A 24866-nucleotide genomic window follows, 5' to 3' on the forward strand; every position below is an offset into this window, starting at 1 on the left:
GCAACCTCACTTTTTGACAAGTTTATAACCAAGCTTTTCAGCCCATGATTTTATGAAAAATTCAATGCTTCTATCATACACCCTTTCTGCTTCTTTCGGGAATAAACAGCCGGGTATTTCTCCCATGTCTCTGTGGTATTTTATGCATTCGCAACAGATACCCCTTTTGCTGCACGCAGTGTAAGTGCAGCTGCAAAATTGAAGATTCTTTTCCTTTTTACACTCCATTCTATCCTCCCTTCTCTTCCGCTATGCCTTCATATTTATACTGATAACCACCAAGTTTTAGAAGGTCTATTCTTAGCATAACCTGATAATTTATCGTTCCGTCGAAGCTCTTTATCCAGTGGTATGTTATGCTGCCTTTCCAGCAGTTTCTGTTAATCGTGAGGGCATACTGTCTTTCCCTGTCAAAATTATAGTTAAGGTCATAACGTTGGGCATAGGAAAATGTCAGGTACGGATTTATGTGAAAGGTTGTTCCCCAGCGGATGTAGTGGTTTTTTTCTTCCGTAATAAACGAGCGGTAATAGTTTGTCCAGAATGAAAATTTTTGGGATTTAAAACTTATATAGGAGTTTGTTTTGTTTATGTCTCTCGTGTTGCCGTCAATTTCTAAATGTTCTCGAAAGGTTAGTTGTTGTGTTGGTGTAATTTCTGCGTCTATATTCCATGTTTCCCAAGGTTCTGTTTTTAGATAAAAGTTGTACCCGTTTTCTATCGTCAACTTTCCAATCTGATTACTATCTTTGTAGAGATATGTTGCTATGGAAGCGGTTATTTTTTTCTCTTTTTCTACGATATCACTTCCGTCAAAATCGGGAATGTCGTTTTGATCTTTGTTTTGAACGTAATTTAGAGACAGTTCGGGATTTAAAGATACAGTTAAATTACCTGATGAAAATCGGAAATTTGAAAAATGTCTTTCTTCGTATTTCCAAAGGCTTCTATAAATGTTTTCTGTGCCGTTGCCGGTTACAGAGTAATAGGAAATCTGATTGCTGATTTTGAAGCTGTTTTTAATGTTTCCGGTAAACAGTGTGTATCTAAGAGAAGGTTCTAAATTAAATCTGCTTCCTCTGAAGCCCACCTTTCTGTAAAAGTATGTAAAATCGGAATCCATGCTAAATGTAATGGGAAGGTTTTTAGACAGGGGAATGTCCATTAAGTAAAAGTTTATTTCCGGTAATTTTTGGAATATGGAATCTGTTGAATTATCCAAACTATCGAGGTACACAAGGTTTACGTTTAAGATGGCGTGATTCCACAGGCGGGAGTATGTTATATCGGATTTTGTGTACTGCTGCGTTAGTGTTTCAACGTCGGTTGTTCCATTTTCGGTGAAGAAGTTTCTGCTACTTACAATGTTTACCTTTATGTTTCCATAAGAGTAGTCTGACTTAAGGTAGGAGTGCTTGAAATCTAACTGCCAGTTGGTTTCGTTTCCTGAGTCTATTCGGTAGTAATAGAGGTCGCCTTTACTGTAAGGTGACAGTACATACCTCAGCTTTGCACTTTCACCGTGACCGTTGCGGAAACGTTTTTCATACGTAAGTGTTAAATCCGCACTTCTTCCCAGAACAATGTAGAAAGGTTGTTTGATAGTTAGTCCCTGATCTTTTATGTAGCCGAACTTTGGAACAAGAAAGCCGGAAGTTCTCTTTTCGATAATGGGGCCGCTTATTGCTGGTGAAATAATTACGGGAACAGAGAGAACGTCAAAAGCCACCCATTTCCCTTTAAAACTTTCACCGATTTTAATTTTGAACGTTTTGGCTTCTATTGACCAATCGGGTCTATCACAACAGCAACAGCACGGTGTGTAGGTTCCGTTGTAGGCCAACCAGACTTTATCGGAAATCCTGATCAGCTTCTCTGCTTGGATGAAATCTGTCGGGGATAAAGCACCTTTTACCTGATAAAACTCGGCTTTTTTGCTTTGAAAATTGTATTTAAGTTCTGAACACCAGAGCTTTAATGGGGGTTGTTCAATAAAAACGTTACCTGTAAGTGTTACTGTTTTTGTTACGTTGTTGTAAGTCAGGGTATCGCCCTTTATCGTTGCATTGTCAAATTGTAAAGTAACGTTACCTTCGGCTTTTATTTCAGTTTTGATGTTTCCTTCTATTTTCCTGGCTGTTAGAGTTATTGGTCCCTGGATTTGTGCTGCGGCACTGTTGATTTGGGCAAAGATAAGAAAAACAATTGCGATTACCTTTTTCACTCACACTCTCCAGGTAGTTTGTTAGCCTTTATTTTAAACCAATTTCTCTAATGGGGTAGGTTGTAATTGACGGGAAAAGGGACATATTTTTCGATGAGGGTTCTATATCTTAAAAGTTTAAGGAGGGGCATATGGAAAGGCTCTCGGAACTTGTGAGAAAAATAGCGTTAGTAGAGATAGGTGCCATTTCTGTTGTCAATAGGAAAGTGGAAGAGTTTATTCGTAAATTAGAGGAAGAGGGTAAAATAGCGGAAAGTGAAGGGAAAAAAGCACTTGCTGATCTCAGGAAGACCTTTGAAGAGCAGAAGAAGGAAGTTGAAAAGAAGGTGGAAGAGGTAATTGGAAGAATGAACCTCGCCACAAAGAAAGAGGTGGAAGCGTTGAGGAAGGAAGTTGAAGCATTAAAGGAGGAACTGAAAAAGTTAAAAGGTGAAAAAGAGTGATATCAATAGGTGAAAGAAATAGAAGAGTAAAAGATATAACAGGTGCTCTATTTTTTTGCAATTATGAGTATTTGAAGGAAAAGTTACCTGCATCTTTATTGTGGTTGGGAAAGTTATTTTTTCGGAGATGGAACTTTTTACTTGAATACTCTCCGCCAGTTCGTCTGAGAGTGGCTCTTGAAAGGTTGGGTCCAACCTACATAAAAATAGGTCAGATGCTTTCGACCAGAGTGGATGTCTTTCCGGAAGAGTATATAAAAGAACTTGAGAAACTTCAGGATGATGTTCCTCCGGCTCCTGTTGATGAAATTTTAGAAGTGCTTGGTGATATTAGAAATGCTTTTAAAGAATTTTCTGAAAAACCTATAGGTTCTGGTTCAATTGCTCAGGTTCATACCGCTGTTCTTAAAAATGGTCAAAAAGTTGCCGTTAAAGTTATAAAACCGGGTGTTGAAGAACAGATAAGAAAAGACGTCACTATTTTAAAGTTATTGGTGAGAAAGTTATCTAAGTTTATTAAACCTTTGAGAGATTACAGAATACCGTCGATAATAGAAGAGTTTGAGAGAGTTCTCCTTGACGAATTTGATCTTACCAAAGAAGCTTCTTACATGGAAATGTTCAGAAAGTTTGCTGAAGAGAAAGAACCAAGACTTGTTATTCCTGCAGTTTACTGGAAGTATACGAATAGAAATGTTCTTGTCTCTGAGTTTATAAAGGGAACAAAACTTACAGATTTAGAAAATCTTGAAAAATTCAACAGGAAAAAGCTTGCTGAAGATTTCGTGATCCTGGTTAACAGGCAGATTTTTGAACTTTCCGTTTTCCACGGTGACCTTCATCCGGGAAACATTTTCGTTCTTGACGATGGGAGACTTGCGTTTGTTGACTTTGGAATTATAGGGAGGCTTTCTCCTGATACATTTTCTGCGTTTTTTATGTTTTCCTATGCCGTCATGAAAAAAGATGTTGACATGATAGTTGAAGCTCTTAAAAAGGTTGGTGCGGTTGGGGATAACGTTAACGAGCAACTTTTAAAAAGGGAACTTCTTGTTTTCCTTGATAAATATTACAATAGGCCTCTTTCAAAAATAGATGCTGAAAAGTTTTTTTATGAAGAACTTGCAATAACAAGGCAGTTTAATGTCGTTCTTCCTGAAGAATTATTGGTTCTTTTAAAAACGGTGACACATACAGAATCGGTGGCAAGAATAATCTGTCCCGATTTTACACTTCCACCTGTCCTTCAGCCTTATTTAAAGAAATTGATGCCAAAGTTTATGGTTGAAGATTTTCGTCGCAGAACGATGAAAGCTGCAGCTTCCTACGCATCACTAATTGAACAATTCCCCGAACTTGTTGAGAAGAGCCTTAAGTCGAGAAAAACCGAAAGAGAGCTTCCACTTATAGAGTCCTCTTTTATTTTAGGGTTTAGTATTATTCTCGCTACAAAACCGGTTGTAGCACCTCTTTACCTTTTATTTGCTGCTCTTTATCCATTTTTAAAAGGAGGAAACGATTAAATGGCGGTTTATGTCTCCTTGATTCACTATCCTGTTTATAACAAAGAGAAGAGAGTGGTAGCCACATCGCTTACGACACTTGATATTCACGATATCGCCAGGTCTTCAAGAACTTACGGAGTAAAAGGTTACTACATAGTGCAGCCTATAGAAAACCATCTCTGGCTTGCCAACAAATTGCTTTCTTTCTGGCAGGGCGGTCACGGCAGAGAATACAATCCGAAAAGGTGGGAAGCTTTAAAGCTTGTTAAGGCTGTTCCCTACATAGAAGACGCAATTTCAGACATTGAGAAAGTAGAAGGCAAAAAACCTTACATTGTTTCTACTTCAGCAAAAAGATACGAACATACCATTAGTTTTCGGGATTTAAAATCTAAAATTGAGAATGAAGATGTCCCATTTCTCATCTGTTTTGGAACTGGATGGGGACTGACTGAGGAGTTTATAGAATCCTCTGATTTTATCCTTGAACCGATATGTGGTCCTACAAATTACAACCATCTTTCCGTTCGTTCAGCAGCTTCTATCATTCTGGACAGACTACTCGGTTTGCGATAAAATACATTTTCAAATTTAAGTATCCTGATAAGGGAGGTAGAAGGAATGAAAAGAGTCTTAAGTTTCTTTTCGATGGCTCTTTTTGCGTTAATGGCAGTTTTTGCACCTGCCCACGCGGAAGATGTCATCAAGATTGGTGTTGCTGGTCCTCACACCGGTGATCTTGCACCGTTTGGTGTTCCAACTGTTCATGCTGTTAAAATAGTTGCAGAAAAGTACAATGCTAACGGTGGTCTTCTTGGTAAGAAGATTCAGGTTATCGTTCTTGACGATCAGTGTAAACCTGAAATAGCTACCAATGTTGCAACCAATCTCGTAACTCAGGGAGTTGTCGGGGTTATAGGTCACATCTGCAGTGGTGCTACAAAGGCTGCACTTCCAATCTACAAGCAGGCAAAAATACCCGTTATTTCTCCATCTGCTACTAACCCGTCTCTTACAAAACTTGGGGCTCCTGTTTTCTTTAGAACAATTGCACCTGACAATGCTCAGGCTAAGCTCGATGCCGATTTTATCGTTAATAAGCTTCACGCTAAGAGAGTAGCAATCATTCACGACAAGGAAGATTACGGAAAAGGTCTTGCAACTTACGTTAAAGAGTACATTGAGAAAAGTGGAAAGGCAAAGGTTGTTCTTTTTGCTGGAGTTACAAGAGGCGCAATGGACTATTCCGCTATTGTCCAGAGAATTAAGAGAGTTCATCCTGATGTTGTAATGTTTGGTGGTTACCACCCGGAAGCTTCTAAAATTGTTATGGCTATGAGAAGGATGAGAGTAAAAGTTCCTTTTATATCTGGTGACGGTATCAAAAACGATAAGTTTATTCAGGTTGCTGGAAGGTATGCAGAAGGAGTTTACGCTTCAGGACCAAAAGATATTTCAGGTAATCCTCTTTACAAAGTGGCCCTTGAAGAACACAAGAAAAAGTACGGAACAGAGCCGGGAGCATTTTACTTTAACGGATATGCAGCTGCTCAGGCGCTCTTTAACGCCATTCAGAAGGCAGGTTCAACCGATTTTGATAAGATTGTAAAGGTTCTTCATACACAGTATGTTGAAACACCTCTTGGAAAAATCAGGTTTGATAAAAATGGTGAAGCTGAAGGTGTTGGTTTTGCCATTTATCAGGTGAGAAACGGCAAGTTTGTCCAGGTTAAGTAATTTGTTTATAATTTCTGTAAAATTTATAGGGCGGCGGATAGCTTCTGCAGTTATCCGCCGCTATTCTATGAATAGAGGTGTGTGGGATGATAGATTGGGGATACTTTACAGACCTCTTGGTTAGTGGCCTGACGAAAGGTAGCATCTACGCTCTTATAGCACTTGGTTACACTATGGTTTACGGTATTATTCAGCTCATCAACTTTGCTCACGGTGAAATCTACATGATAGGAGCTTTTACCGCTCTTATTTTTGCTGTTCTGCTTGCCAAGTTTGGTTTGAGCACGGGACTTATTTTTCTTATCGTTACGGTAATAGCGGTTATCTATGCTTCAGCTTATGGTTACACTGTGGAGAAGATAGCTTATAAACCTTTGAGACATGCGCCGAGACTTTCACCTCTTATCAGTGCTATTGGTATGTCACTTTTTTTGCAAAACTATGTGATGCTGGCACAGACGCCGGATTTCGTTCCATTTCCTGACCTTATTCCGCATATAGGCATTCTTGAGAGGATAAGTGACTACATAGATCCTGTTGGACTGGTGATTATAATTGTTACGTTCGTAGTTATGGTAGCTCTCCATTTCTTTATTAAGAAGACAAAAATTGGAAAGGCCATGAGAGCAACAGCTCAAAATAAAACGATGGCTATGCTCTGTGGCGTTGATGTTGATAGAACGATTTCCATGACTTTTATTATAGGTTCTGCCCTTGCAGCTATTGGCGGTGTTTTAATCGGTTCTTACGTTGGACAGATAAACTTCTTTATCGGTTTTATAGCAGGACTTAAAGCTTTTACGGCGGCCGTTCTTGGTGGAATTGGAAGTATTCCCGGTGCCGCTCTTGGAGGGATTATTTTAGGTTTAACAGAGAGTTTTGGTGCGGGATATATCTCAAGCGACTATCAGGATGTGTTTGCTTTTATTCTTTTAGTTTTGATTCTTATTTTCCGTCCTGCAGGAATTCTTGGTAAAACCGATACCGAAAAAGTTTAAGCAGGTGGTAGGCGATGAAAGGAGTTATAGAAGAGTTAAAGAAGTCATTAATAGCGGCTGTTTGGTTTGTTTTTCTGACGTTTCCCATAGTGGTGATGAAAGTAGATACTGCTGAAAATAGGGTGATTTTCCGCTGGAAAAACGTTATTTATGTTGCAATTGCAGCTTTTGTTCTTTCATACTTGTGGCGGTATTTTCTTGAGAGGAAAGAACGCAGAGGTAATGTGGACGAAGATTCTGTAATTTACAAAATCCTTTCCAATCCCAGGTATAGCAGGCCGTTTTACGCTGCTGTTTTACTTTTTGCCGTTGCGTTTCCGTGGCTATTTTCAACCTATCAGACAAATATTATGGCTACGGCGCTTATCTATGTTATGTTAGGTCTTGGTCTTAACATAGTTGTTGGTCTTGCTGGATTGCTGGATCTTGGCTATGTTGCTTTTTATGCTGTAGGTGCCTATGCTTATGCTCTGCTGAATTACCATTTTGGCCTCAATTTCTGGGAAGTTTTACCAATTGCAGGAATTCTTGCGGCTTTTGCCGGTATTCTGCTTGGTTTTCCTGTTCTCAGGCTTCGCGGTGACTATCTTGCTATTGTTACTTTGGGCTTTGGTGAGATTATCAGAATAGTTTTGGAAAACTGGGATAGCTTTACTTTTGGTCCAAGTGGTATTTCAGGTGTTCCAAGACCTCCTCTTTTTGGTGTAAAAATGGATGTTAATCAGTCTCTCATATACATCTATTACATAACCCTTGCCTTTGTCATATTCACGATTTTTGTTGTTAACAGGTTGCAGAATTCAAGGCTTGGCCGCGCCTGGCTTGCATTAAAAGAAGATGATATTGCCTGTCAGGCCATGGGAATAGACAGGGTAACCGCAAAGCTTACCGCTTTTGCTCTTGGTGCAACCTGGGCAGGTTTTGCCGGTGTAATTTTTGCCGCTAAAACAACCTATGTCAGTCCTGCAAGTTTTACTTTCTTTGAATCTGTAGTTATTCTTTCTATAGTTGTTCTTGGTGGTATGGGTTCTATTGTTGGTGTTGTTCTTGCAGCTCTTGTTATGATACTTCTTCCTGAGTACTTGAGGGCATTTTCTGATTACAGGATGTTAATTTTTGCGCTTGCACTTGTTCTTGTTATGGTATTTAAGCCGGAAGGATTGATTCCGTTTAGAGGCGGTAGATTTGTCTATAAGAAAAAAGAAACGGCTGAGGGTGGCAATGAGTGAGCCTATTCTTGACGTTAGAAATTTGACGATGCAATTTGGCGGACTTAAGGCCGTGGATAACGTGAGCCTGCAGGTTTATCCTGAACAAATTGTTGCGCTTATAGGGCCTAATGGTGCCGGGAAAACTACCTTCTTTAATTGCGTTACCGGTATATACAAGCCTACGGCTGGTGATATTTACTTGAGAACGAAAGACGGGAAAAGGGTAAGAATAAACGGTATGAAGCCAAACAAGATTACAGAGCTCGGTCTTGCAAGAACATTTCAGAATATCCGTCTTTTCCCGAACATGACAGCCCTTGAAAATGTTATGGTTGGAAGGCACTGCAGGACGAAGTCATGGATATTGGGTGCTATATTTAAGGGACCAAGGACAAGAAGAGAGGAAGAAGAAACGATAGAAAAAAGTTACGAACTTCTTAAACTTGTCGGACTTGAAAAGTATGTTAACGAGCTTGCCAAAAATCTGCCTTACGGTGCTCAAAGGCGTCTTGAGATTGCAAGGGCTCTTGCTACGGAACCTTCTGTTCTCCTTCTTGATGAACCGGCAGCCGGTATGAACCCGAAAGAGACGGCGGAACTTATGGATTTGATTTATCACATTAGAGACAATGAGGATGTTTCTATCCTTTTAATTGAACATGATATGAAGCTTGTCATGAACATTTCAGAGGTCGTTTATGTTATGGAATACGGAAAGCTCCTTGCAAAAGGAACACCTGAAGAGATAAGGCAGAATCCTGCTGTTATAAAAGCTTACCTTGGAGAGGAACACAATGCTTGAAGTCAGAAATATAAACACTTTCTACGGAAACATTCAGGCACTGCACAATGTTTCTTTGAAAGTTGATGAGGGTGAGATTGTTACGCTTATTGGTGCTAACGGTGCCGGAAAAACAACAACATTGATGTCTATATGCGGAGTTGTTCCACCCCGTTCAGGTGAAATTATCTTTAACGGTGAACCTATTCAGGGACTTCCTCCTCATAAAATAGTTGCGAAAGGTATCGTTCAGGTTCCAGAAGGCCGTATGATATTTCCTGAACTCACTGTTATGGAAAATCTCGATATGGGTGCCTATTTGAGAAAGGATAAGGAGGGGATTAAACAGGATCTTGAATATATATTCGAACTGTTTCCTATACTGGCGGAAAGGAAAAATCAGCTTGGTGGAACGCTTTCTGGTGGTGAACAACAGATGCTTGCAATATCAAGGGCTCTAATGGCAAGACCGAAACTTCTGTTGCTTGATGAACCGAGCCTGGGTCTTGCACCTCTTATTATTAAGCAGATTTTTGATATTATAGTTAAGATTAATAAAGAACATAAAACGACAATTCTTCTTGTCGAACAGAATGCTCATCAGGCTCTTAAAATTGCCGATAGAGCCTATGTTATGGAAAGCGGCAGAATAACTATGGAAGATAAAGCTGAAAATCTTCTTAATAATGAGCAGGTTAAAAAGGCTTATTTAGGTCTCTAAACTTTACCCGCCGTTTCTGGCGGGCTTCTTTTTTCAAGATTTTGTCGTTGAAGATATTTCTTGAAAATCTATTTTTGCCTCTGGCGTAATTTTGAAATTAGTGTTCTATCGTTTACAATAAGCCTGGCCATTTATGGAGGGACTGGAGGCAACAGTGAGAAAACTGTTTAAAATATCTTTTGATAAAAAAGATTTCAGGTTTGTTATTGGCATAGTTATACTCCTTGCCTTCCTTTACTTTGCGCTTTTACTTGCCCGTAAAGGTGGTGGTTCCGGTGAATCTCTAACAATTTCTCTATCTCCTCTATCGTTGTTTAAGTATTCCCTGTTTTCCCTTTCGCGGATGGGTGCCGCCTACCTTTTATCTCTGATTTTTAGCCTTGTTTATGGGTACTTTGCCGCTTACAATAAAAAAGCCGAGATGATACTCATGCCGCTTCTTGATGTTCTTCAGAGTGTACCCATTCTCTCTTTCCTCCCTGTTACGCTTCTTGCTTTAAGCACTTTTTTATCTCAAAATGTGGCTGCCGAGCTTGCTTCTATTGTTTTAATATTTACCAGTCAGGCATGGAATATTACTTTTGCCTGGTATCAGTCTTTAATTACCATTCCAAAAGATCTTGATGAGGCAAGCAGAATATTTAGATTTAACAGATTGTTGCGTTTGAAAACGCTGGAACTTCCTTTTGCCGCCATTAATCTTATATGGAACAGTATGATGAGCTGGGCTGGTGGCTGGTTTTTCCTTATGGCTGCAGAGATGTTTACAGTGGGCAATAAGGACTTTCGTCTTCCAGGGCTTGGTTCTTATCTTCAAACTGCTGCTGATAGGAAAGATATACACGCTATACTTATGGGACTTTTTGCGTTGATACTTATTATTGTGATTCTTGACCAACTTGTATGGCGGCCTCTCCTTGCATGGTCTGTGAAGTTTAAGATAGAGTATGTTGAGACAGAAAAAGAGCCGTCTTCATGGTTTTATAACCTTCTTCAATCTTCAGGTGTTCTTGAAAAACTTGATGCCGCATGGCAGGTTGTTTCTGAAAAAGTAGATCTGTGGGCAGTAAAAAGATGGCCGTTTAGAGATAGAAACGAGGAACGTGGTGAAAGTTTGTTTTCAAAAGTTGTTTTCTACGTTTTTATTATGTTTGTTGTTTATGAATCTGTAAAAGCTTTTGGTGTTATGATGAATATTCCTTCTTACGAGTGGAAGGAGATATTCAGGGCTCTTGGTGCTACGACGTTGAGGGTTTTTATTGCTCTTATTCTTTCTCTTGCCTGGACTATCCCTGTTGGTGTTGCCATTGGCAGGAATGAAAAACTTGCCGGATGGCTTCAGCCGCTTGTTCAGATTATTGCTTCGATTCCGGCAACTGCCCTTTTTCCAGTTTTCGTTCTTATATTTTTAAATTTCCCGGGCGGTTTAAACATAGCTTCCATTGCCCTTATGATGGCTGGAACCCAGTGGTATATCCTTTTTAATGTTATAGCAGGAGCTTCTTCTATTCCAAAGGATCTTGAATATACAACGCAGCTTCTCCATCTGTCTAAATGGGAAAAGTGGAGGGTGCTTATTCTGCCGGCTATATTTCCCTATGTTATTACCGGTGGAATAACTGCAGCAGGTGGTGCCTGGAATGCCAGCATAGTTGCAGAGTATATTAAGTTTGGTGGCAAAGTTTTAAAGATAAACGGTCTTGGAGAACTTATAGCCCTTTCAACGGCAAATGGTAATTATCCACTCCTTTTAACTTCTACGGTAGTGATGATTGTTACGGTTGTTTTGATAAACAGACTGTTCTGGAAAAAGCTTTACGATCTTGCACATGAAAAGTTTTCAATGGAGTAAAAGCATGGAAAAGAAAGTACTGGTGGATTTAAAAAATGTAAGTCACATGTATAGAGGCAGAGAAAAGTCTTTCTATGCATTGAAAAATATAAACTTAAAGCTTTACGAGGATGAGTTTGTCTGTCTTGTTGGCGCTTCTGGTAGTGGTAAAAGTACCCTTTTAAGGATAATTACAGGACTTCAAAAACCTACTGAAGGTGAAGTTTTATATAAAGGTGAACCCCTTAAAGGTGTCAATCCTAATGCTACGATTGTTTTCCAGACGTTTGCTCTATTTCCCTGGTTGACCGTTCTTGAAAATGTTGAAATTGCTCTTAAAGCGCGGGGGATACCAAAGAAGATAAGGGTTCCAATAGCCCTTGAACTTATTGATAGAGTTGGTCTTGATGGTTTTGAAACTGCATATCCCCGTGAGCTTTCCGGGGGTATGCGTCAGAAGGTTGGAATAGCAAGGGCTATAGCTCTTGAACCGGAACTTTTGTGCCTTGATGAGCCATTTTCAGCCCTTGATGTTTTGAGTGCTGAAGCGATAAGGGGAGAGCTTCTGGAACTCTGGATAGAAGGAAAACTTCCCACAAAAACCATTTTGATGGTTACCCATAACATTGAAGAGGCCGTTTTTATGGCAGATAGGATTGTGGTTATGGATAAAAATCCTGGAAGAATTATTTCAGAACTTATAGTGGATTTGCCGCATCCAAGGGACAGGAAATCTCAGGAATTTATAAACATAGTTGATAAGGTTTATTCTATTCTTGCAGGTAAAGCTATTGAGGAAGTACACACGTTTGCTCAGGCGAAAAAACCGGGTAAGTTTATCCTTCCTGATGTTGATATTTCTGATCTTATAGGTCTTATAGAGTATCTTGATGAAAAAGCAGAGAAAAGGTATGACATATATAAGCTGGCGGATGAACTTAACATCGGTTCTGAAAAGTTGCTAAACCTCATTGAAGCAGCGGAACTTTTAAAGTTTGTTGAAGTCAAAGATGGTGATGTTATTCTTACACCACTTGGAGAGACGTTTTCTCAGGCAAGTATTCTTGCAAGGAAAGAGATGTTTGCTGTTGCTGTAAAAAAACTTCCGATATTTCAGTGGCTTATTAATGTTTTAAGGTCTGCCGAGAATAAGGCGTTGAAGTGGGATGTTCTGGTTGCTTCTCTTTCTCTTGAGATGCCTGAAGAGGAAGCGGAGCGGCAACTTGAGATTCTTATTAAGTGGGGAAGGTACGCAGAGATAATAGCCTATGATGATGAAAATGAGCTGATAATTCTTGAAAACGGTTAGAGTTTTATGAGTCTGCCGTTCTCAAGCCTGTAGGTAGGCCAGCCAAGTTCTTCTACAGCTTCCTTATTGTGAGTTACCATTATTATGGATTTGTCTGTTGTTTTTAAAAAATTCATTAACAGTTTCATCTTTTCATTATCTACGCCGACTGTTGGTTCGTCCATTATCAATGCTTCTGGGTTCATTGCTAAAACGGAAGCTATTGATACCAGTCTCTTCTCCCCGCCAGATAGTTTGTAAGTCATCTTTCCTTTTAAATGAGATATTCCAAGTGTTGAAAGGGTATTATCTATTATCCGGGGTATTTCCTCTCTTGGTATTCCAATGTTTAAGGGGCCGAAGGCTATATCCTCTTCAACAGTTGGTGAGAACAGCTGATCGTCGGGATTTTGAAATATGTATCCTACCGTTATTCTAAGCTTGTAGTAGTCCTCTTCTGTCTTTATCTCTTTTCCTTTTAAAAATATCTTACCTGATGCAGGTTTTATAAAACCCACAACAGTTTCTATTAGAGTGGTTTTTCCAGCACCGTTGGGACCCACTATGAAGAATTTCTCGCCCTCTTTGAGTGAGAAATTGACATTTTCGAAGATCGTTTTTTCGTCTCTTTTAACTGTTAAGTTTTCCACCTTTAAAATTTCCAAATTATACTCCCTGCGAAGGCTGTAATGAGAAAAAGCACTGAGAATGCAGCGAACATTATATCTTTTTTCTCAAGGTGAAAATGGTGATAAACCGGAAATTCACCTTTAAATCCTCTGCAGAGCATAGCTTTATATATTCTATCTGCTTTAAGATAGCTTCTAATGATTAAGTTGGCTACAATGTAACCATAAGTTTTATAAGTATGTATGTTAGTGCCTGGTTTAAATCCGCGAGCGACAGCAGCTTTCAGGAGTCTTCTGTATTCGTCTCTTATTACATGGATGTATCTAAACGTGAAAAACAGTATTTGAACAAGTTTAGCCGGTATTTTTAAATGGTGTAGTGCATGGGCTATTTCAAAAACAGTGGAGGTTGCAAGGAGAAAGAGCATAAACAGCAGGATAACGTTTGATTTGAAGAAAAGAAAGGCTCCATATTTTAATCCTTCCGGATAGAAATGTACTATTCCGAGTTTAATACTACTTCCCTTATCATACGTGAACAGCATGGTTATTATAAGGAATATTAGAAAACTGTCTGCGAATATTAAAGATTTCAGGGCTTTCGTCAGATCATGTCTGACGACAAAGCCCATTAGAAGGATAAATAAGGAAGAGAAGAAGAGAAAAGATATAGAGGAAGAAAGGGCACAGGAAACGGCAAACATAAGAAATACAATTATTTTAACCCTCGGATCGAGCCTATGTAAGAGTGTTTTTCCTTCAGCAAGCTTATTTTCCATCTTTCTCCTTTCTTGAATAAAAATAGGCTGCAGTTCCAAAAAGTCCAAATATCCAGCCTATTCCACCAAATATTTCTGCTATGGAAGGTTTGGTAAGAGCCATTTCTATTCCAAGTAGTTCCTGATGGATGGGCTTTAATTCTCTGTCAACTGCTTTATTTACAGCTTTTTCTACCAGCTTCTGGAGTTCTTCTTTAGATATAGTCGGGTTAGAAGAAAAGGTAGATTCTTGAGTTTTAACTGAAACTGCCGTTTGATTTTCTTCGGCAGAAGATTCTGTGGAAATATCTGAATTTTCACTTCCAGATAGCTCTGAAGCCGGCACTATAGTTTCTGCTCTGTGTCCCAATTCTGCGTTTACTACAATTTTCAGGTCGGTTATTTTTGGAGGCTTGAATGAAAAATTTCCTTCTTTGTCCGTTTTCCCCGTAAGTAGAAGCTTTCCCGTTTTTGCATCATACACCTTTACTTCCGAGTTTTTACATGGTGTTCCGTCACTGAAGTATCCCATTATGTTAACCTTTCCGTTGTCAACATCTGCAAATACAGATATTTTATGGGCAAAAGCAGCAGAGGTCATTGATAGAAGAAATATAAAAATCAGTATAGCTAACTTTTTCATTTTCTTCCTCCGAGAAGTTCCGGCATGGATTTTTTAATGTACAGAAGAACAAAGACGTTTATAATTGATTCAATTACTGCTACCGGTACATGAGCCAGAAGAACAAGTTCTGCAGCGCTTTTAAACTGCTGGCCTGTTAAGTAAAGTTCTGTAGCAACGAGTATACCCGCACCCATGATTGACACAAACGCTGCAATTACACCAGCAAGAGCCACCGTAGAATGTTTGTCAGATTTTAAAAGATTTCTGCATAGGTAGTAACTTATAACGGCAGGAAAAGCCATGTTAAAGGTATTAACTCCCAAAACAGTTATTCCTCCGAATTGAAACAAAACAGCCTGAAGAAAAAGTCCTACGAGTAGAATTGGGAATGTAACCCACCCGGTCAACAGGCCGACCAGTCCGTTTAGAATCAAGTGAACGCTGGTTGGTCCTATTGGAACATGAATTAGTGAAGCCACGAAGAACGCAGCAGCCAGGAGGGCCGCTGCAGGTATCTTTTTGTTGTCAAGTTGCTTAAGTCCCAGGGCAGTTCCGGCAGCTGTCAATCCCCAGCCTGTGAGCAACATCCATCCAGGAAGAACACCTTCAGAGATATGCATTTTATCTTACCTCTCTTGGTTTAGGATATGCTTTTACCCAGACAATGGAATCAAGCTCTACAGGATAATATTTTCCATCTTTATATTTCAATTTTCCACCGTATCCGAGAACTGAAAATCCCCACCAGCCTGCCCACGGGATTGTGTATTCAAAGTAACCGTTTTTATCTGTTTTAACAACCTGTGTTACAAAGGGGTCTGCGGGAACTTTTACGTTTTTGGTATTTAAGTATTCAACTTCAACATCGGCATTTGCAAGAGGCTTGCCGTTCAGGTAAGCTCTGCCTCTAAACGTATTTCCTTCCCAGATACCAAAAGGTCTTGTGAGAGGAACTATTTCTGCCTGTAGTCCAATGGGTTTATCCCAGCCATCTTCCAGTCCAAAGGATTCTACATAAACTTTGGTTATCTGTTTAATAAATTTTTGTTCCGCGGGTTCATAATAGGGAGTAGGATTTACGTAAAACTGGTAGACTCCTGGTCTTCTTATTTTAAAAGTGGTTTCATACATGGGAACTTTCTTGCTGCTTCCTTTCATGGCAGGGATCATAATTTTTTTCCAGTGAAGCCTGTACTTTTTACCGTTTATTACAGCTCCACTATCTACGATTCTAAAAGGCATGTTCGGCCCGCCTTCCATAGGATGGGTGAACTTCGCTTCAATTTTGAGTACTCTGCTCTGTCCTTCCCCGATCATGTCTGTATTTGGCTTTAATAAAAGGAAGTGTGCGTTTGCTGCTGCAGTCATTGAAATGAAAGCTGCAGTAGCCAATCTGAGAATTCTTCTCATCGTGTTACCTCCTTAGTTTTTATTTTAACTAATGCTACCAGATTGAAAATAACGTTGTCAAGATGTCAACATATTTTTATTGAGTAATACAAGGTGCACTTTATTATCACATTGGTATTTATTATAGGACTACATATAACTAAACAGTAAAACCAAATTATAAGTTTTATATGAAAATATGGAAATCCATGAAAGCAACGCAGTCTGTGTGTTCTGCGGGTTTTAAAGTTGACATATTTTGATGATTGTCTAAATTTAGGTTAGCACATACTAACTCGAGAGGTGGTTTATGTTGGTTTCAGCGCTCATTGAGGCTGCAGCAGTTCTTTCTGTTTCGGGATTTTTCATAGGTTTTCTTGCCGGACTCGTTGGTATTGGTGGAGGAATGCTTTTTGTCCCCGTTTTCTGGTTTGTTTTTCCGTTTTTGGATATTCCGGGTAAAATCATTGTTAAATCGTCGGTTGCAACATCTCTTGCATGTATGACAGTTACTTCATCAACTTCAGCTTATCATCACATAAAGGAAAAGTTTTTTAGGAGGGAAATCTTTCTTGCTCTAATTACTGGTGCAATTCCCGGTGTTTTTGCCGGAAGTGCTATGACGGCTGTTTTCCTTCCTCCTCATGTAACGAAAATTCTCTTTGCTCTCTTTCTTGCTTTTATGTCCTTTAAAATGCTTTTGAAAAAGAATGGAAACGGTGAGGAAATAATTTCCTCTCTGCCTTCGGCTAAAGTTATTGCTATCATAGGTTTTTTTGCCGGATTTATAGCTTCCATGCTTGGCGTTGGCGGTGGAGCCCTTATAACTCCGTTACTTCATTCTTTTGCCGGAATACCTATCAAAGAAGCTATGGCTACAAATACAGGTGTTGTTTTCTTTAACTCTCTCTTTTCAACGTTAAACTACATTGTTTATGGCTGGAAGTGTACAAAGTTACCCTTTTTCTTGGGGTATGTTTATCTTCCGGCGCTGATTTTTATGATACCTTTTATATTTGTTGGTACTAAAATGGGTGTAAAGGTTATGCATAATAGCCATCCCGAGAAACTTCGAAAGATATTTTCGATTGTTCTTCTACTGGTTGCCCTGAATATTGTTATAAAAACTTTAGGGAGGTGATTATGAGGTATGTGGAATTGGAACCTGCAGAGGTTGCGTTGAAGGCGTTTAACTATTTTCCAGAATTAAAGTGTGCGGAGAGCGTTTTTAAAGCTATTATTGAAACGCTCGCGGAGAAAGTTGGTGAGCCTTATAAGAGTATTCCTTCTTACATTATGTCTTATGGGAAGGCCGGAATATATGCGTGGGATGGGACATGTGGTGCAGTGAACGGTGCTTGTGCCGCAATAAGTACAGTTCTTGAAGGAGACGATTCAAAGGTTAAACCGCTTGTTGATGAACTTTTAAAGTTTTTCCTGTCAGAAATGCAGCCGGCCTTTGCACCTTATAATGTAAATCCTGTAAGGGTTTCCCTTCCTGACCTTACGTGTGGTGGAATGGTTTTTAGATTAATTAAAAAAGAGCACGCCGGACTTGACGATGAAAAGAGAGTCGTTTTCTGTAAATCAATTACTTATACGGCGGCGTATAAGGCTGTGGAATTGCTGAATGAATTTTTAAAGTCACAAAAGTAAAAGGGGGTGTTTCCCCCTTTAAACTATGTAAAGTGCCGGAATAACGTTTTTCTGAAGGGCCACCTCTTCTGGAGAAAGGCCTATCGCTATCCCGATTAACTGCTGAACGTGAAGAACAGGCATTATAAATTGGCTTTTTATTGTGTTCAGTGCTTTTTTCTGATTGGCATCCATGTTCAGATGACATAAAGGGCAGGGTGTTATTACACAGTCGGCGTCCATGTCGTGGGCTTCTTTAAGGTTTAGTCCTGTCAGCTTCATGGCTATGTCAGATGCTGAGAATGAAGCGTGAAACCCGCAGCAGAGAATCCTGCGAGCTCCAGATACGGGTGTTGCGCCTAAAAGTTTTATCAATTCTTCGAGGGATGAAGGATTTTCCGGGTCGTCATAACCTGTAATGTCTCTTGGTCTTATGGTGTGGCAACCATAAAAAGGATAGACTTTGAGATTTTCAAGTCTATCTGTTACGAGAGAGGAAAGTTTTTCTTTAAACTCGTCTAAAATTACCTGGTGCAGGAGCTTTATGTCAGCTTTGCCTTCGTACCTTAAGCCCACTTCTGACAGGATTTCATTTATCTCTTCTTTAAGCCTTTCGTTTTCGTCAAGAGTCTTCTTTGCCTTTCTAAGTTCTAAGTAGCAGGTGCTACATATTGTAAGGATATTTCTATCCTCTTTCTCTGCTATGGCTAAATTTCTTGCGTTTATTCCAAGAGCTACTGAGGGTTTTACCTCTTCAACGTTTCCTGCACCACAGCAGCTGAAAGATGCAGGTTCTGTGTAGTCTATACCTAATTTATCCATTACTGCTTTTGCTGATATGTAGGATTCTATCGATGCACCTTTAGGGGCACAACCCGGGTAGAAAGCGTATTTTTTCATTATTCAACCTCCGCGGAGAGAGAAGCGACCTTTTTAAAGCCTTCAATGTCTTCTATGGGTTTTACTATTGGTGGCGGCATCTTTCCTTTAAGCAGGAAAGAGAGTGCCACCGGCATATTTTCTAAAACGCCTTTTATACCTTTTGACATAATCGGAAGAATGGCCTCGTTCAACATACCTGTTGATGTTACGCTTTTGTAAAATGCTATGGCGTGCCTTGCACCGGGATTTAGTGTTAGTCCTTTTTCAATGGACATGGCTCTCAGGCGGGTTACAGCTTCTACAGGATGAATGTGCTTCGGGCAGATATCCGCACATCTTTCACACCTGATACATTTCCACAGTTCAAATGCGTAAGCTATTTTTGAGCGCTCTTTTTTGAGTCCGTCTCTTGGGTCTTCCGCAAATCTAAAAATTCTTCCAAACTGGAAGGGACCTGCATAATCATCAACGAACATTACGGCCGGACACATTGAGTAGCAAGTGCCACACAGGATACAGTCTGTAAACTTATCAAACTTTTCCATCTCTTCCGGATAGACAATCGATTCTTCTTCGTTTGTTTCCGGAACCACTTCAGGGTCAGGGATCAGGAAAGGTTTAACCTTTTTGAATTTTTCTTCAGCTTCAGAAAAGTCAACGGCCAGGTCTCTGATAACCTTCATGTTTCCCAAAGGTTCTAATTTAAGAACGTTGGTTTTGAACCTTTTTACCTCTTCCCAGACCTGCGTTTTGCACGCAAGCTTTGGATGGCCGTTAACCTTTACCGAACATGAGCCACATATGGCACTTCTGCAAAATCCTCTAAATGTAAGGGTAGGATCTATGTTTTCTTTTATGAAATAGAGAGCTTCAAGGACGGTCATTCCTTTCGGTACTTCTATTTTAAAATCCTGAAAGTGAGGTTTCTCGTCAAATTCAGGGTTGAACCTGCTTATTCTAAAGACCACCTTTTTTGTTTCAGCCATCAGTATTTCCTCTCTTCAGGTTTGTACTTGGTTATGTTTACCGGTTTGTATGAGAGTTTATACTCACCGTTTTCAAATGTTACTATTGAATGTTTGAGAAATTCCTTGTCGTTCCTCTCTGGATAGTCAACTCTATAATGGGCTCCTCTACTTTCTCTCCTTTCAAGAGCTGTCATTACTGTTACTTCTGCAAGCTCAATCATGTTGAGAAATTCAAGGGTTTGTTGAAGGTTAGTGTTAAACGTATAAGAGAGGTCTTCAACCTTTAGATGTTGTGCCCTTTCTTTAATTTCTCTTACTTTATTGAGGGCTTCTTTAAGCCTGCTCTCTTCTCTGAATATACCGGCACCGTAGGTGAGGATATCGCTTAGTTCATTTCTGAGGGTTGCAAGTTTCTCTTTTCCATCTTTTTCAAAGAGGCTTTCTATTCGCTCTCTTTCATCTTTTAGTGCAGAGGTTGGAAATTCAGGAAGTTGCGATGAGGCTGCATAATCTGAAGCCAGTTCGCCTGTTATTTTTCCAAATACCACTATGTCAAGCAGAGAGTTTCCTCCAAGCCTGTTGGCGCCGTGAACCGATACGCAGGCGCATTCTCCTGCAGCAAAGAGACCTTCTATGATGGTTTTTCCATCTATATCGGTGTCAATACCACCCATACAATAATGGGCAGTTGGTCTTATTGGAATTGGTTCTTCTACAGGGTCTATACCTTCAAAGTCTATCGTTAGTTCTCTTATCTGTGGAAGTCTTTCAAGGATCTTTTTCTTACCAAGATGTCTTAGGTCAAGATAGACAAATTCGTTTCCTTCGTTGTCTTTGAAACCTCTTCCCTCTGCTATTTCCATTTCTATGGCTCTTGATACCATGTCCCTTGGCGCAAGTTCCATCTTTTCAGGAGCGTACCTTTTCATGAATCTTTCGCCGTCTTTGTTTATGAGATAACCACCTTCACCTCTTGCACCTTCGGTAACAAGAATACCTGTTCTTCTAAGACCTGTAGGATGAAACTGGACAAATTCCATATCTTTAAGAGGGACACCTGCTCTGAGTGCTATTGCTGTTCCATCTCCTGTACATCCGAGGGCATTTGATGTTCTTTTCCAGTAAATTCTTGCGTGTCCGCCGGTGGCAAGGATGATAGCCTTTGTTCTTATTACTTCTATTTTTCCAGATTTCATGTCTATGGCAATGAGTCCGCAAACTTTCTGACTGTCGTGAACAAGTGCGGTTACAAACCATTCATTGAAAAATTTTACGTTTCTCCTGATACACTGTTCATATAGAGTCTGGAGCATCACGTGTCCTGTTTTGTCAGCAGCGTAACAGGTTCTCGGGAACGACGCACCGCCAAATGGTCGCTGGGCAATCTTTCCATTTTCGAGTCTTGAGAATGGAAGTCCCATGTGTTCCATTTCTCTTATTATCTTAGGGGCTATGTGACACATAAGTTCAACTGCGTCCTGGTCAGCTAAAAAGTCACTTCCCTTTATGGTGTCATATGTATGTTTTTCCGGAGAGTCTTCAGCAACGTTGGACAGAGCCGCATTTACGCCACCTTGGGCTGCACCGGTATGTGAACGGGTTGGGAATACTTTTGAAATAACGCCCACTTTTAGTGAGGGATTCTTTTTTACAGCAGAGAGAGCGGCATAAAGTCCTGCACCGCCTGCACCTATTATTGCAACGTCAAGTTGTAACATTTTTCCTCCTGTTTTAAGGACATGAATAGTAATTCAAGCTAATTCTATCAAAATTCTTTTTACTCTTACTTGAAAATCGAGCAAGGAGGGTTTATTTTAATTAACGAATAAAGTTAGGAGGTGCTAATATGAAGACGCCGGTTAGAATTTTTAAGTGCCTTGACTGTGGTAAAGAGTTTGAGGCGCCATTTGGAAAACCAAGATGGATGCTTAGCTGTCCTTCCTGCGGTAGCGAAAATATTGTGAGAATTGGTACGAAAACCGAGGAAGGAAAAGAGGAAAGATTTGAAGATGTGCCACCAGGATGGTGGGGCAGGAGAGGTGCAGGTGCCGGCTGGGGATTCAGGTTTAGAGGCGGCTGGCGCGGTGGATTTGGAAGAGGCAGAGGAAGAGGCTGGGGAAGAGGTCCTGGCTGGTGCAGATGGTAGAGGTTTGTGGCCTCTACCTTATTTTACTCAAGATTTTCTCTCCCTTTCTTTCCAAATCTGTTCTATAATTTCCCTATCATATAATCTTACGGAATTTACGAATGAAAAGTGATGATAGATTGAGGAAATTTTTCCGTGCCTTTTTTAATAGTTATGCCGGCATCTTTTTCATTTCTGAACCTGTGTTTGGAGCGGTTCTCTTTCTGGTTTCTATAATTAATTTCAATATGGGATTTGCCGGATTTTTGTGTGTTCTTTCAGCCTATCTGTTTGCCAGACTTCTTGGTCTTAAAGAAACATTTTTGGGTCTTGATTTTTACATTTACAATCCTCTCCTTGTTGGTCTTGCAATAGGTTATCTGTTTAAGTTAGGTCCCCTTACGCTTATATTTTTAATAAGTCTTGGTATCCTTACATTTTTGATGACATATTCTCTATCTTCTATTTTTTCTTACTATTTTAAACTGCCTGTTTTAAGTATTCCATTTGTTATAGGGAGCTTTATCGTTTACCTTGCTTCTTTACGCTACTCCAACCTTTTCGTTACAAGTTTATATCCCCACTATCCTGAATGGGATTTTCATCTTCCGCTGTTTCTAAAAGGTTTTTTTGACTCTATGGGGACGATTCTTTTTTCTCCTTATACACTTGCAGGTATAGTGATTTTTTTAGCTCTCTTTGTTTACTCGCGGATACTTTCATTTCTGGCTTTTATAGGTTACGTCGGGGCTACTTTTGTGACAGCTCTTATGACCGGTTCTCTTGAAAAGGCATTTACGGATATTTCAGCGTTCAACTACATACTCATAGCTATGGCTGTGGGTGGTGTTTTTTTAATTCCCTCGCCTAAAAGTTACTTTATGGCTTTGATTGCTTCTCTTGTAGCTGTTCCTGTTGTTGAGTCAACGAAAACGTTCTGGCAGCATTTTGGTATTCCTGTTTTTGCCCTTCCTTTTAACACGGTTGTCCTTTTGATGGTTTATTCTCTTGGTCTCGTAGGATACGAGAGTCTAACAAGATTTTATCGAGGAACTCCTGAGAAAACACTTGATTACTTTCTCACCGTTGTTAAACGCTTTCCATTCTGGGGAAGGGAAATTTCTCTTCCTTTTACCGGTGAGTGGACTGTCTGGCAGTCCTTTCACGGTAAGTGGACCCACAAGGGTGCGTGGCAGTATGCGGTTGATTTTGTAATTACAGATGAAGAAGGAAAAACTTTTTCAGGTGATGGAATTTTACTTTCCGATTATTATGCTTTTCAGAAGCCTGTTCTTTCTCCCGTGAGGGGAAGAGTCGTGAAAACAGTTACCAACCTTCCTGATAATCCGCCGGGAAAAGCTGATAGAGAGAATAATCTGGGTAATTTTGTTCAGATATTAGATGAAAGGGGATTTTACGTTGTTATAGGTCATATGAAAAAAGACTCTATAAAGGTTAAACCCGGTGATTGGGTTGAAAAGGGGACTGTTTTAGGACAGTGCGGAAATTCCGGCTATTCTCCTCAACCTCACATCCATATTCACGTTCAGCTTTTACCGGATATAGGTGCTCCTACTGTTCCATTTAGTTTTGCTCCTTTTATTAAGGATGAAAAAATATTTATTGACAACGGAGTTCCGAAAGAGAATGATAGGGTTAAACCTGTTTACCCGGATAAAGGATTATATGAGAAATTAAATATGCTTATAGATATGGTTTTCATGTTTGAGATTTTAGAAAATGGTGAGAAAAAGGGCAATTTTCAGGCAGTTGTTAAAATGGCACCTGATGGTACCTTTTATTTAACAGATGGGATAGCCAGGCTCTACTTCGGAATTAATAACGGTACTTTCTATTGTTACAGTTTCGAAGGCAGCAATAAATCCTATTTAAAGTATATTTTTCTGTCTTCGCCCAAAATTCCTCTCCACCTTGAAAAAGAGTTAGTGTGGAAGGATTATCTGCCTATAGAGTTGGTTGAAAAAAGGTTTATTAAAGCTGTTTTTAGATTTTTGGCGTCTTTCAATCATAACCTTTATGAAGTTAAGGGGATATATAAAGCTGTTTCGCCTTTTTCTTTCAAGGGAAAGATTGAATTTCTCAATTTTCAGGTTGATACGGAAGCAACTATACACGATGTAGTAGGTTTTGATAGGATTTACGTTGGAATGAAAAAGAGGGAAGTTGTTTTAAGGAGAGTGGATGATGAAAAGATTTTTATTAACGGTTTTAACGGCATTGACGGGGATACTGTTAGTATTGGCTGATGCCCGGGCGGACTATTCGGCCATCTATGGAACTTATATTGATTATAATGGTGGGAGTAAAATAGGGGGACCTTCCATAACAGGTTATTACAGTACGGGTAACTTAACAAAATCGTACTCTTTTGGTTTATCTTTCACATCCATAGAATATTCGGATAACTATACATCAACTTTAGCGTTTAAAAGATATGGTATTTCGAATGTGGGGATACGTTTTCTAAATCAGATAGATGTAACAGCAGTCTATTCGGTTACAAATGAGCTGCTGAAAAACCATACTTTTTCTTTTGGTGTTCATTACATAGCTACTGATGATAATTTGACAAATAACGGTTTGATTTTTTATTTCGATGGAACATATTTTAAACCTTATAACTGGAATGCAGGCATTGAAACGGCTTTTTCTTATTATCCTGAAAGTCTAAATCTGCATGTTTTGCAGGTTGCACCCCACTTGGGTAAGTATTTTTATGCTTCAAAAGCCACTTTTTATGCGGGGACGAAACTTTACTATATTACTTTAAATAAATCTGATGAACTTGGTCTTAGTGGTAGCAATTTTCTCTCTGCAGAAGTTTTCCTTCACTACTATAAAGGGAAGTTTGATGCTGGAATTTCAGCCTGGAAGGGTGAGCAAGTTTTTGCAGTCAAAAACGGGGGATTTGTTGTTTATAACCTTGCAGAGAAATATAAACAGGGGATATCTGTTGAAGCCGGCTATTACTTTGCCAGGAATTACAGGTTAGGCGCGACGATTTCTTTGAATAAGTTTGATGATCTTGAAACGGGTAATGATGTAACCCAGACTGCGGTTACGATTTCACTTGGGTATAAATGGTAAAGGAGTAA

The 24866-nt window shown here is 39.6% G+C and carries 25 protein-coding genes; 15 read left to right on the forward strand and 10 right to left on the reverse strand.

All coding sequences use genetic code 11. The annotated features are described in order from the left end of the window. Positions 1-6 precede the first annotated feature (6 nt). The gene (locus H153_RS09025; protein ID WP_022846505.1) at positions 7-228 is read right to left on the reverse strand and encodes a DUF6485 family protein; all 222 of its coding nucleotides are present in this window, start codon (positions 226-228) and stop codon (positions 7-9) included. Between the two features lies 1 nt (position 229). Then, positions 230-2224 (reverse strand): LPS assembly protein LptD, encoded by a 1995-nt coding sequence (gene lptD, locus H153_RS0102215; protein ID WP_022846506.1) that lies wholly within the window; start codon positions 2222-2224, stop codon positions 230-232. Positions 2225-2355: 131 nt separating this feature from the next. Between lptD and H153_RS0102220 the strand changes: the two genes are divergently transcribed. From H153_RS0102220 to H153_RS0102265, 10 genes are all read left to right on the forward strand, one after another. Further along, positions 2356-2667, forward strand: a complete 312-nt coding sequence (locus tag H153_RS0102220; protein WP_022846507.1) for a hypothetical protein — start codon at positions 2356-2358, stop codon at positions 2665-2667. Beyond that, positions 2664-4190, forward strand: coding sequence for an AarF/ABC1/UbiB kinase family protein (locus H153_RS0102225; protein ID WP_022846508.1), 1527 nt, complete (start codon positions 2664-2666; stop codon positions 4188-4190). The genes H153_RS0102220 and H153_RS0102225 overlap by 4 nt, the downstream gene beginning before the upstream one ends. Continuing rightward, a complete protein-coding gene (locus H153_RS0102230; RefSeq protein WP_022846509.1) occupies positions 4191-4748 on the forward strand; it encodes an RNA methyltransferase in 558 nt (185 codons plus the stop codon). It abuts the gene before it with no gap. Positions 4749-4793: 45 nt separating this feature from the next. Continuing rightward, positions 4794-5909, forward strand: a complete 1116-nt coding sequence (locus H153_RS0102235; RefSeq protein WP_022846510.1) for a branched-chain amino acid ABC transporter substrate-binding protein — start codon at positions 4794-4796, stop codon at positions 5907-5909. Between the two features lie 86 nt (positions 5910-5995). Further along, entirely contained in the window at positions 5996-6907 is a 912-nt protein-coding gene (locus tag H153_RS0102240) for a branched-chain amino acid ABC transporter permease (RefSeq protein ID WP_022846511.1), read from the forward strand. Positions 6908-6921: 14 nt separating this feature from the next. Next, on the forward strand, positions 6922-8136 hold the full coding sequence (livM, locus tag H153_RS0102245; protein ID WP_022846512.1) for a high-affinity branched-chain amino acid ABC transporter permease LivM: 1215 nt from the start codon (positions 6922-6924) through the stop codon (positions 8134-8136). After that, positions 8129-8920 (forward strand): ABC transporter ATP-binding protein, encoded by a 792-nt coding sequence (locus H153_RS0102250; protein ID WP_022846513.1) that lies wholly within the window; start codon positions 8129-8131, stop codon positions 8918-8920. The genes livM and H153_RS0102250 overlap by 8 nt, the downstream gene beginning before the upstream one ends. Then, positions 8913-9620: an ABC transporter ATP-binding protein gene (locus H153_RS0102255; RefSeq protein WP_022846514.1), complete on the forward strand. Its 708-nt coding sequence runs from the start codon at positions 8913-8915 to the stop codon at positions 9618-9620. Before H153_RS0102250 ends, H153_RS0102255 begins: the two co-directional genes overlap by 8 nt. 154 nt (positions 9621-9774) lie before the next feature. Beyond that, entirely contained in the window at positions 9775-11472 is a 1698-nt protein-coding gene (locus tag H153_RS0102260; protein WP_022846515.1) for an ABC transporter permease subunit, read from the forward strand. A gap of 4 nt (positions 11473-11476) precedes the next feature. Next, a complete protein-coding gene (locus H153_RS0102265) occupies positions 11477-12760 on the forward strand; it encodes a nitrate/sulfonate/bicarbonate ABC transporter ATP-binding protein (protein ID WP_022846516.1) in 1284 nt (427 codons plus the stop codon). Here the strand turns inward: H153_RS0102265 and H153_RS09030 are convergent. The 5 genes from H153_RS09030 to H153_RS0102290 are packed head-to-tail and all read right to left on the reverse strand — an operon-like array spanning position 12757 to position 16161. Beyond that, positions 12757-13404, reverse strand: coding sequence for an ABC transporter ATP-binding protein (locus H153_RS09030; RefSeq protein ID WP_022846517.1), 648 nt, complete (start codon positions 13402-13404; stop codon positions 12757-12759). The two genes, H153_RS0102265 and H153_RS09030, sit on opposite strands and share 4 nt — an antisense overlap. Next, positions 13392-14147, reverse strand: coding sequence for a cobalt ECF transporter T component CbiQ (gene cbiQ, locus H153_RS09035; RefSeq protein ID WP_022846518.1), 756 nt, complete (start codon positions 14145-14147; stop codon positions 13392-13394). Before cbiQ ends, H153_RS09030 begins: the two co-directional genes overlap by 13 nt. Continuing rightward, positions 14137-14769 (reverse strand): hypothetical protein, encoded by a 633-nt coding sequence (locus H153_RS0102280; protein WP_022846519.1) that lies wholly within the window; start codon positions 14767-14769, stop codon positions 14137-14139. The genes cbiQ and H153_RS0102280 overlap by 11 nt, the downstream gene beginning before the upstream one ends. Further along, entirely contained in the window at positions 14766-15371 is a 606-nt protein-coding gene (gene cbiM / locus H153_RS0102285) for a cobalt transporter CbiM (protein ID WP_022846520.1), read from the reverse strand. The genes H153_RS0102280 and cbiM overlap by 4 nt, the downstream gene beginning before the upstream one ends. Before the next feature lies 1 nt (position 15372). Next, positions 15373-16161 carry a DUF4198 domain-containing protein gene (locus tag H153_RS0102290; RefSeq protein WP_022846521.1) on the reverse strand — a complete coding sequence of 263 codons (789 nt, stop codon included), beginning with the start codon at positions 16159-16161 and terminating at the stop codon, positions 15373-15375. Between the two features lie 289 nt (positions 16162-16450). Here H153_RS0102290 and H153_RS0102295 point away from each other — a divergent pair, with 289 nt between their 5' ends. Together H153_RS0102295 and H153_RS0102300 are read left to right on the forward strand one after the other, a co-directional pair. Continuing rightward, positions 16451-17281, forward strand: a complete 831-nt coding sequence (locus tag H153_RS0102295; protein ID WP_022846522.1) for a sulfite exporter TauE/SafE family protein — start codon at positions 16451-16453, stop codon at positions 17279-17281. Between the two features lie 2 nt (positions 17282-17283). Further along, complete coding sequence (locus H153_RS0102300; protein ID WP_022846523.1) at positions 17284-17796, forward strand: C-GCAxxG-C-C family protein; 513 nt, start codon at positions 17284-17286, stop codon at positions 17794-17796. Positions 17797-17814: 18 nt separating this feature from the next. On the opposite strand, the gene H153_RS0102305 is transcribed toward H153_RS0102300, so the two are convergent. The 3 genes from H153_RS0102305 to sdhA are packed head-to-tail and all read right to left on the reverse strand — an operon-like array spanning position 17815 to position 21343. After that, a complete protein-coding gene (locus H153_RS0102305) occupies positions 17815-18675 on the reverse strand; it encodes a CoB--CoM heterodisulfide reductase iron-sulfur subunit B family protein (protein ID WP_022846524.1) in 861 nt (286 codons plus the stop codon). Then, positions 18675-19643 carry a succinate dehydrogenase/fumarate reductase iron-sulfur subunit gene (locus H153_RS0102310; RefSeq protein WP_022846525.1) on the reverse strand — a complete coding sequence of 323 codons (969 nt, stop codon included), beginning with the start codon at positions 19641-19643 and terminating at the stop codon, positions 18675-18677. The genes H153_RS0102305 and H153_RS0102310 overlap by 1 nt, the downstream gene beginning before the upstream one ends. Continuing rightward, a complete protein-coding gene (gene sdhA, locus H153_RS0102315; protein WP_022846526.1) occupies positions 19643-21343 on the reverse strand; it encodes a succinate dehydrogenase flavoprotein subunit in 1701 nt (566 codons plus the stop codon). The genes H153_RS0102310 and sdhA overlap by 1 nt, the downstream gene beginning before the upstream one ends. 128 nt (positions 21344-21471) lie before the next feature. Between sdhA and H153_RS0102320 the strand changes: the two genes are divergently transcribed. The 3 genes from H153_RS0102320 (at position 21472) to H153_RS09045 (ending at position 24858) form a co-directional block, all read left to right on the forward strand. Beyond that, positions 21472-21771, forward strand: coding sequence for a hypothetical protein (locus tag H153_RS0102320; protein WP_022846527.1), 300 nt, complete (start codon positions 21472-21474; stop codon positions 21769-21771). Between the two features lie 101 nt (positions 21772-21872). Continuing rightward, positions 21873-24017: an urea transporter gene (locus tag H153_RS09040; RefSeq protein ID WP_022846528.1), complete on the forward strand. Its 2145-nt coding sequence runs from the start codon at positions 21873-21875 to the stop codon at positions 24015-24017. After that, the gene (locus H153_RS09045) at positions 23956-24858 is read left to right on the forward strand and encodes a hypothetical protein (protein WP_022846529.1); all 903 of its coding nucleotides are present in this window, start codon (positions 23956-23958) and stop codon (positions 24856-24858) included. Before H153_RS09040 ends, H153_RS09045 begins: the two co-directional genes overlap by 62 nt. Positions 24859-24866: the final 8 nt, after the last annotated feature.

The sequence above is a fragment of the Desulfurobacterium sp. TC5-1 genome (assembly GCF_000421485.1).
In the GTDB taxonomy this organism is placed as follows: Bacteria; Aquificota; Aquificia; order Desulfurobacteriales; family Desulfurobacteriaceae; genus Desulfurobacterium_A.

What these genes read in the sequence shown, in the direction of transcription:
- H153_RS0102250 (WP_022846513.1), top strand. Translation starts at nt 8,129, where the DNA reads ATGAGTGAGCCTATTCTTGACGTTAGAAATTTGACGATGCAATTTGGC.
- H153_RS09040 (WP_022846528.1), top strand. Translation starts at nt 21,873, where the DNA reads ATGAAAAGTGATGATAGATTGAGGAAATTTTTCCGTGCCTTTTTTAAT.
- sdhA (WP_022846526.1), bottom strand. Translation starts at nt 21,343, where the DNA reads ATGTTACAACTTGACGTTGCAATAATAGGTGCAGGCGGTGCAGGACTT.
- H153_RS0102295 (WP_022846522.1), top strand. Translation starts at nt 16,451, where the DNA reads ATGTTGGTTTCAGCGCTCATTGAGGCTGCAGCAGTTCTTTCTGTTTCG.
- H153_RS0102265 (WP_022846516.1), top strand. Translation starts at nt 11,477, where the DNA reads ATGGAAAAGAAAGTACTGGTGGATTTAAAAAATGTAAGTCACATGTAT.
- H153_RS0102300 (WP_022846523.1), top strand. Translation starts at nt 17,284, where the DNA reads ATGAGGTATGTGGAATTGGAACCTGCAGAGGTTGCGTTGAAGGCGTTT.
- H153_RS0102240 (WP_022846511.1), top strand. Translation starts at nt 5,996, where the DNA reads ATGATAGATTGGGGATACTTTACAGACCTCTTGGTTAGTGGCCTGACG.
- H153_RS0102255 (WP_022846514.1), top strand. Translation starts at nt 8,913, where the DNA reads ATGCTTGAAGTCAGAAATATAAACACTTTCTACGGAAACATTCAGGCA.
- cbiM (WP_022846520.1), bottom strand. Translation starts at nt 15,371, where the DNA reads ATGCATATCTCTGAAGGTGTTCTTCCTGGATGGATGTTGCTCACAGGC.
- H153_RS0102280 (WP_022846519.1), bottom strand. Translation starts at nt 14,769, where the DNA reads ATGAAAAAGTTAGCTATACTGATTTTTATATTTCTTCTATCAATGACC.
- H153_RS09045 (WP_022846529.1), top strand. Translation starts at nt 23,956, where the DNA reads ATGAAAAGATTTTTATTAACGGTTTTAACGGCATTGACGGGGATACTG.
- livM (WP_022846512.1), top strand. Translation starts at nt 6,922, where the DNA reads ATGAAAGGAGTTATAGAAGAGTTAAAGAAGTCATTAATAGCGGCTGTT.
- H153_RS0102310 (WP_022846525.1), bottom strand. Translation starts at nt 19,643, where the DNA reads ATGGCTGAAACAAAAAAGGTGGTCTTTAGAATAAGCAGGTTCAACCCT.
- H153_RS0102235 (WP_022846510.1), top strand. Translation starts at nt 4,794, where the DNA reads ATGAAAAGAGTCTTAAGTTTCTTTTCGATGGCTCTTTTTGCGTTAATG.
- cbiQ (WP_022846518.1), bottom strand. Translation starts at nt 14,147, where the DNA reads ATGGAAAATAAGCTTGCTGAAGGAAAAACACTCTTACATAGGCTCGAT.
- H153_RS0102220 (WP_022846507.1), top strand. Translation starts at nt 2,356, where the DNA reads ATGGAAAGGCTCTCGGAACTTGTGAGAAAAATAGCGTTAGTAGAGATA.
- H153_RS0102320 (WP_022846527.1), top strand. Translation starts at nt 21,472, where the DNA reads ATGAAGACGCCGGTTAGAATTTTTAAGTGCCTTGACTGTGGTAAAGAG.
- H153_RS09025 (WP_022846505.1), bottom strand. Translation starts at nt 228, where the DNA reads ATGGAGTGTAAAAAGGAAAAGAATCTTCAATTTTGCAGCTGCACTTAC.
- H153_RS0102305 (WP_022846524.1), bottom strand. Translation starts at nt 18,675, where the DNA reads ATGAAAAAATACGCTTTCTACCCGGGTTGTGCCCCTAAAGGTGCATCG.
- H153_RS0102290 (WP_022846521.1), bottom strand. Translation starts at nt 16,161, where the DNA reads ATGAGAAGAATTCTCAGATTGGCTACTGCAGCTTTCATTTCAATGACT.
- H153_RS0102230 (WP_022846509.1), top strand. Translation starts at nt 4,191, where the DNA reads ATGGCGGTTTATGTCTCCTTGATTCACTATCCTGTTTATAACAAAGAG.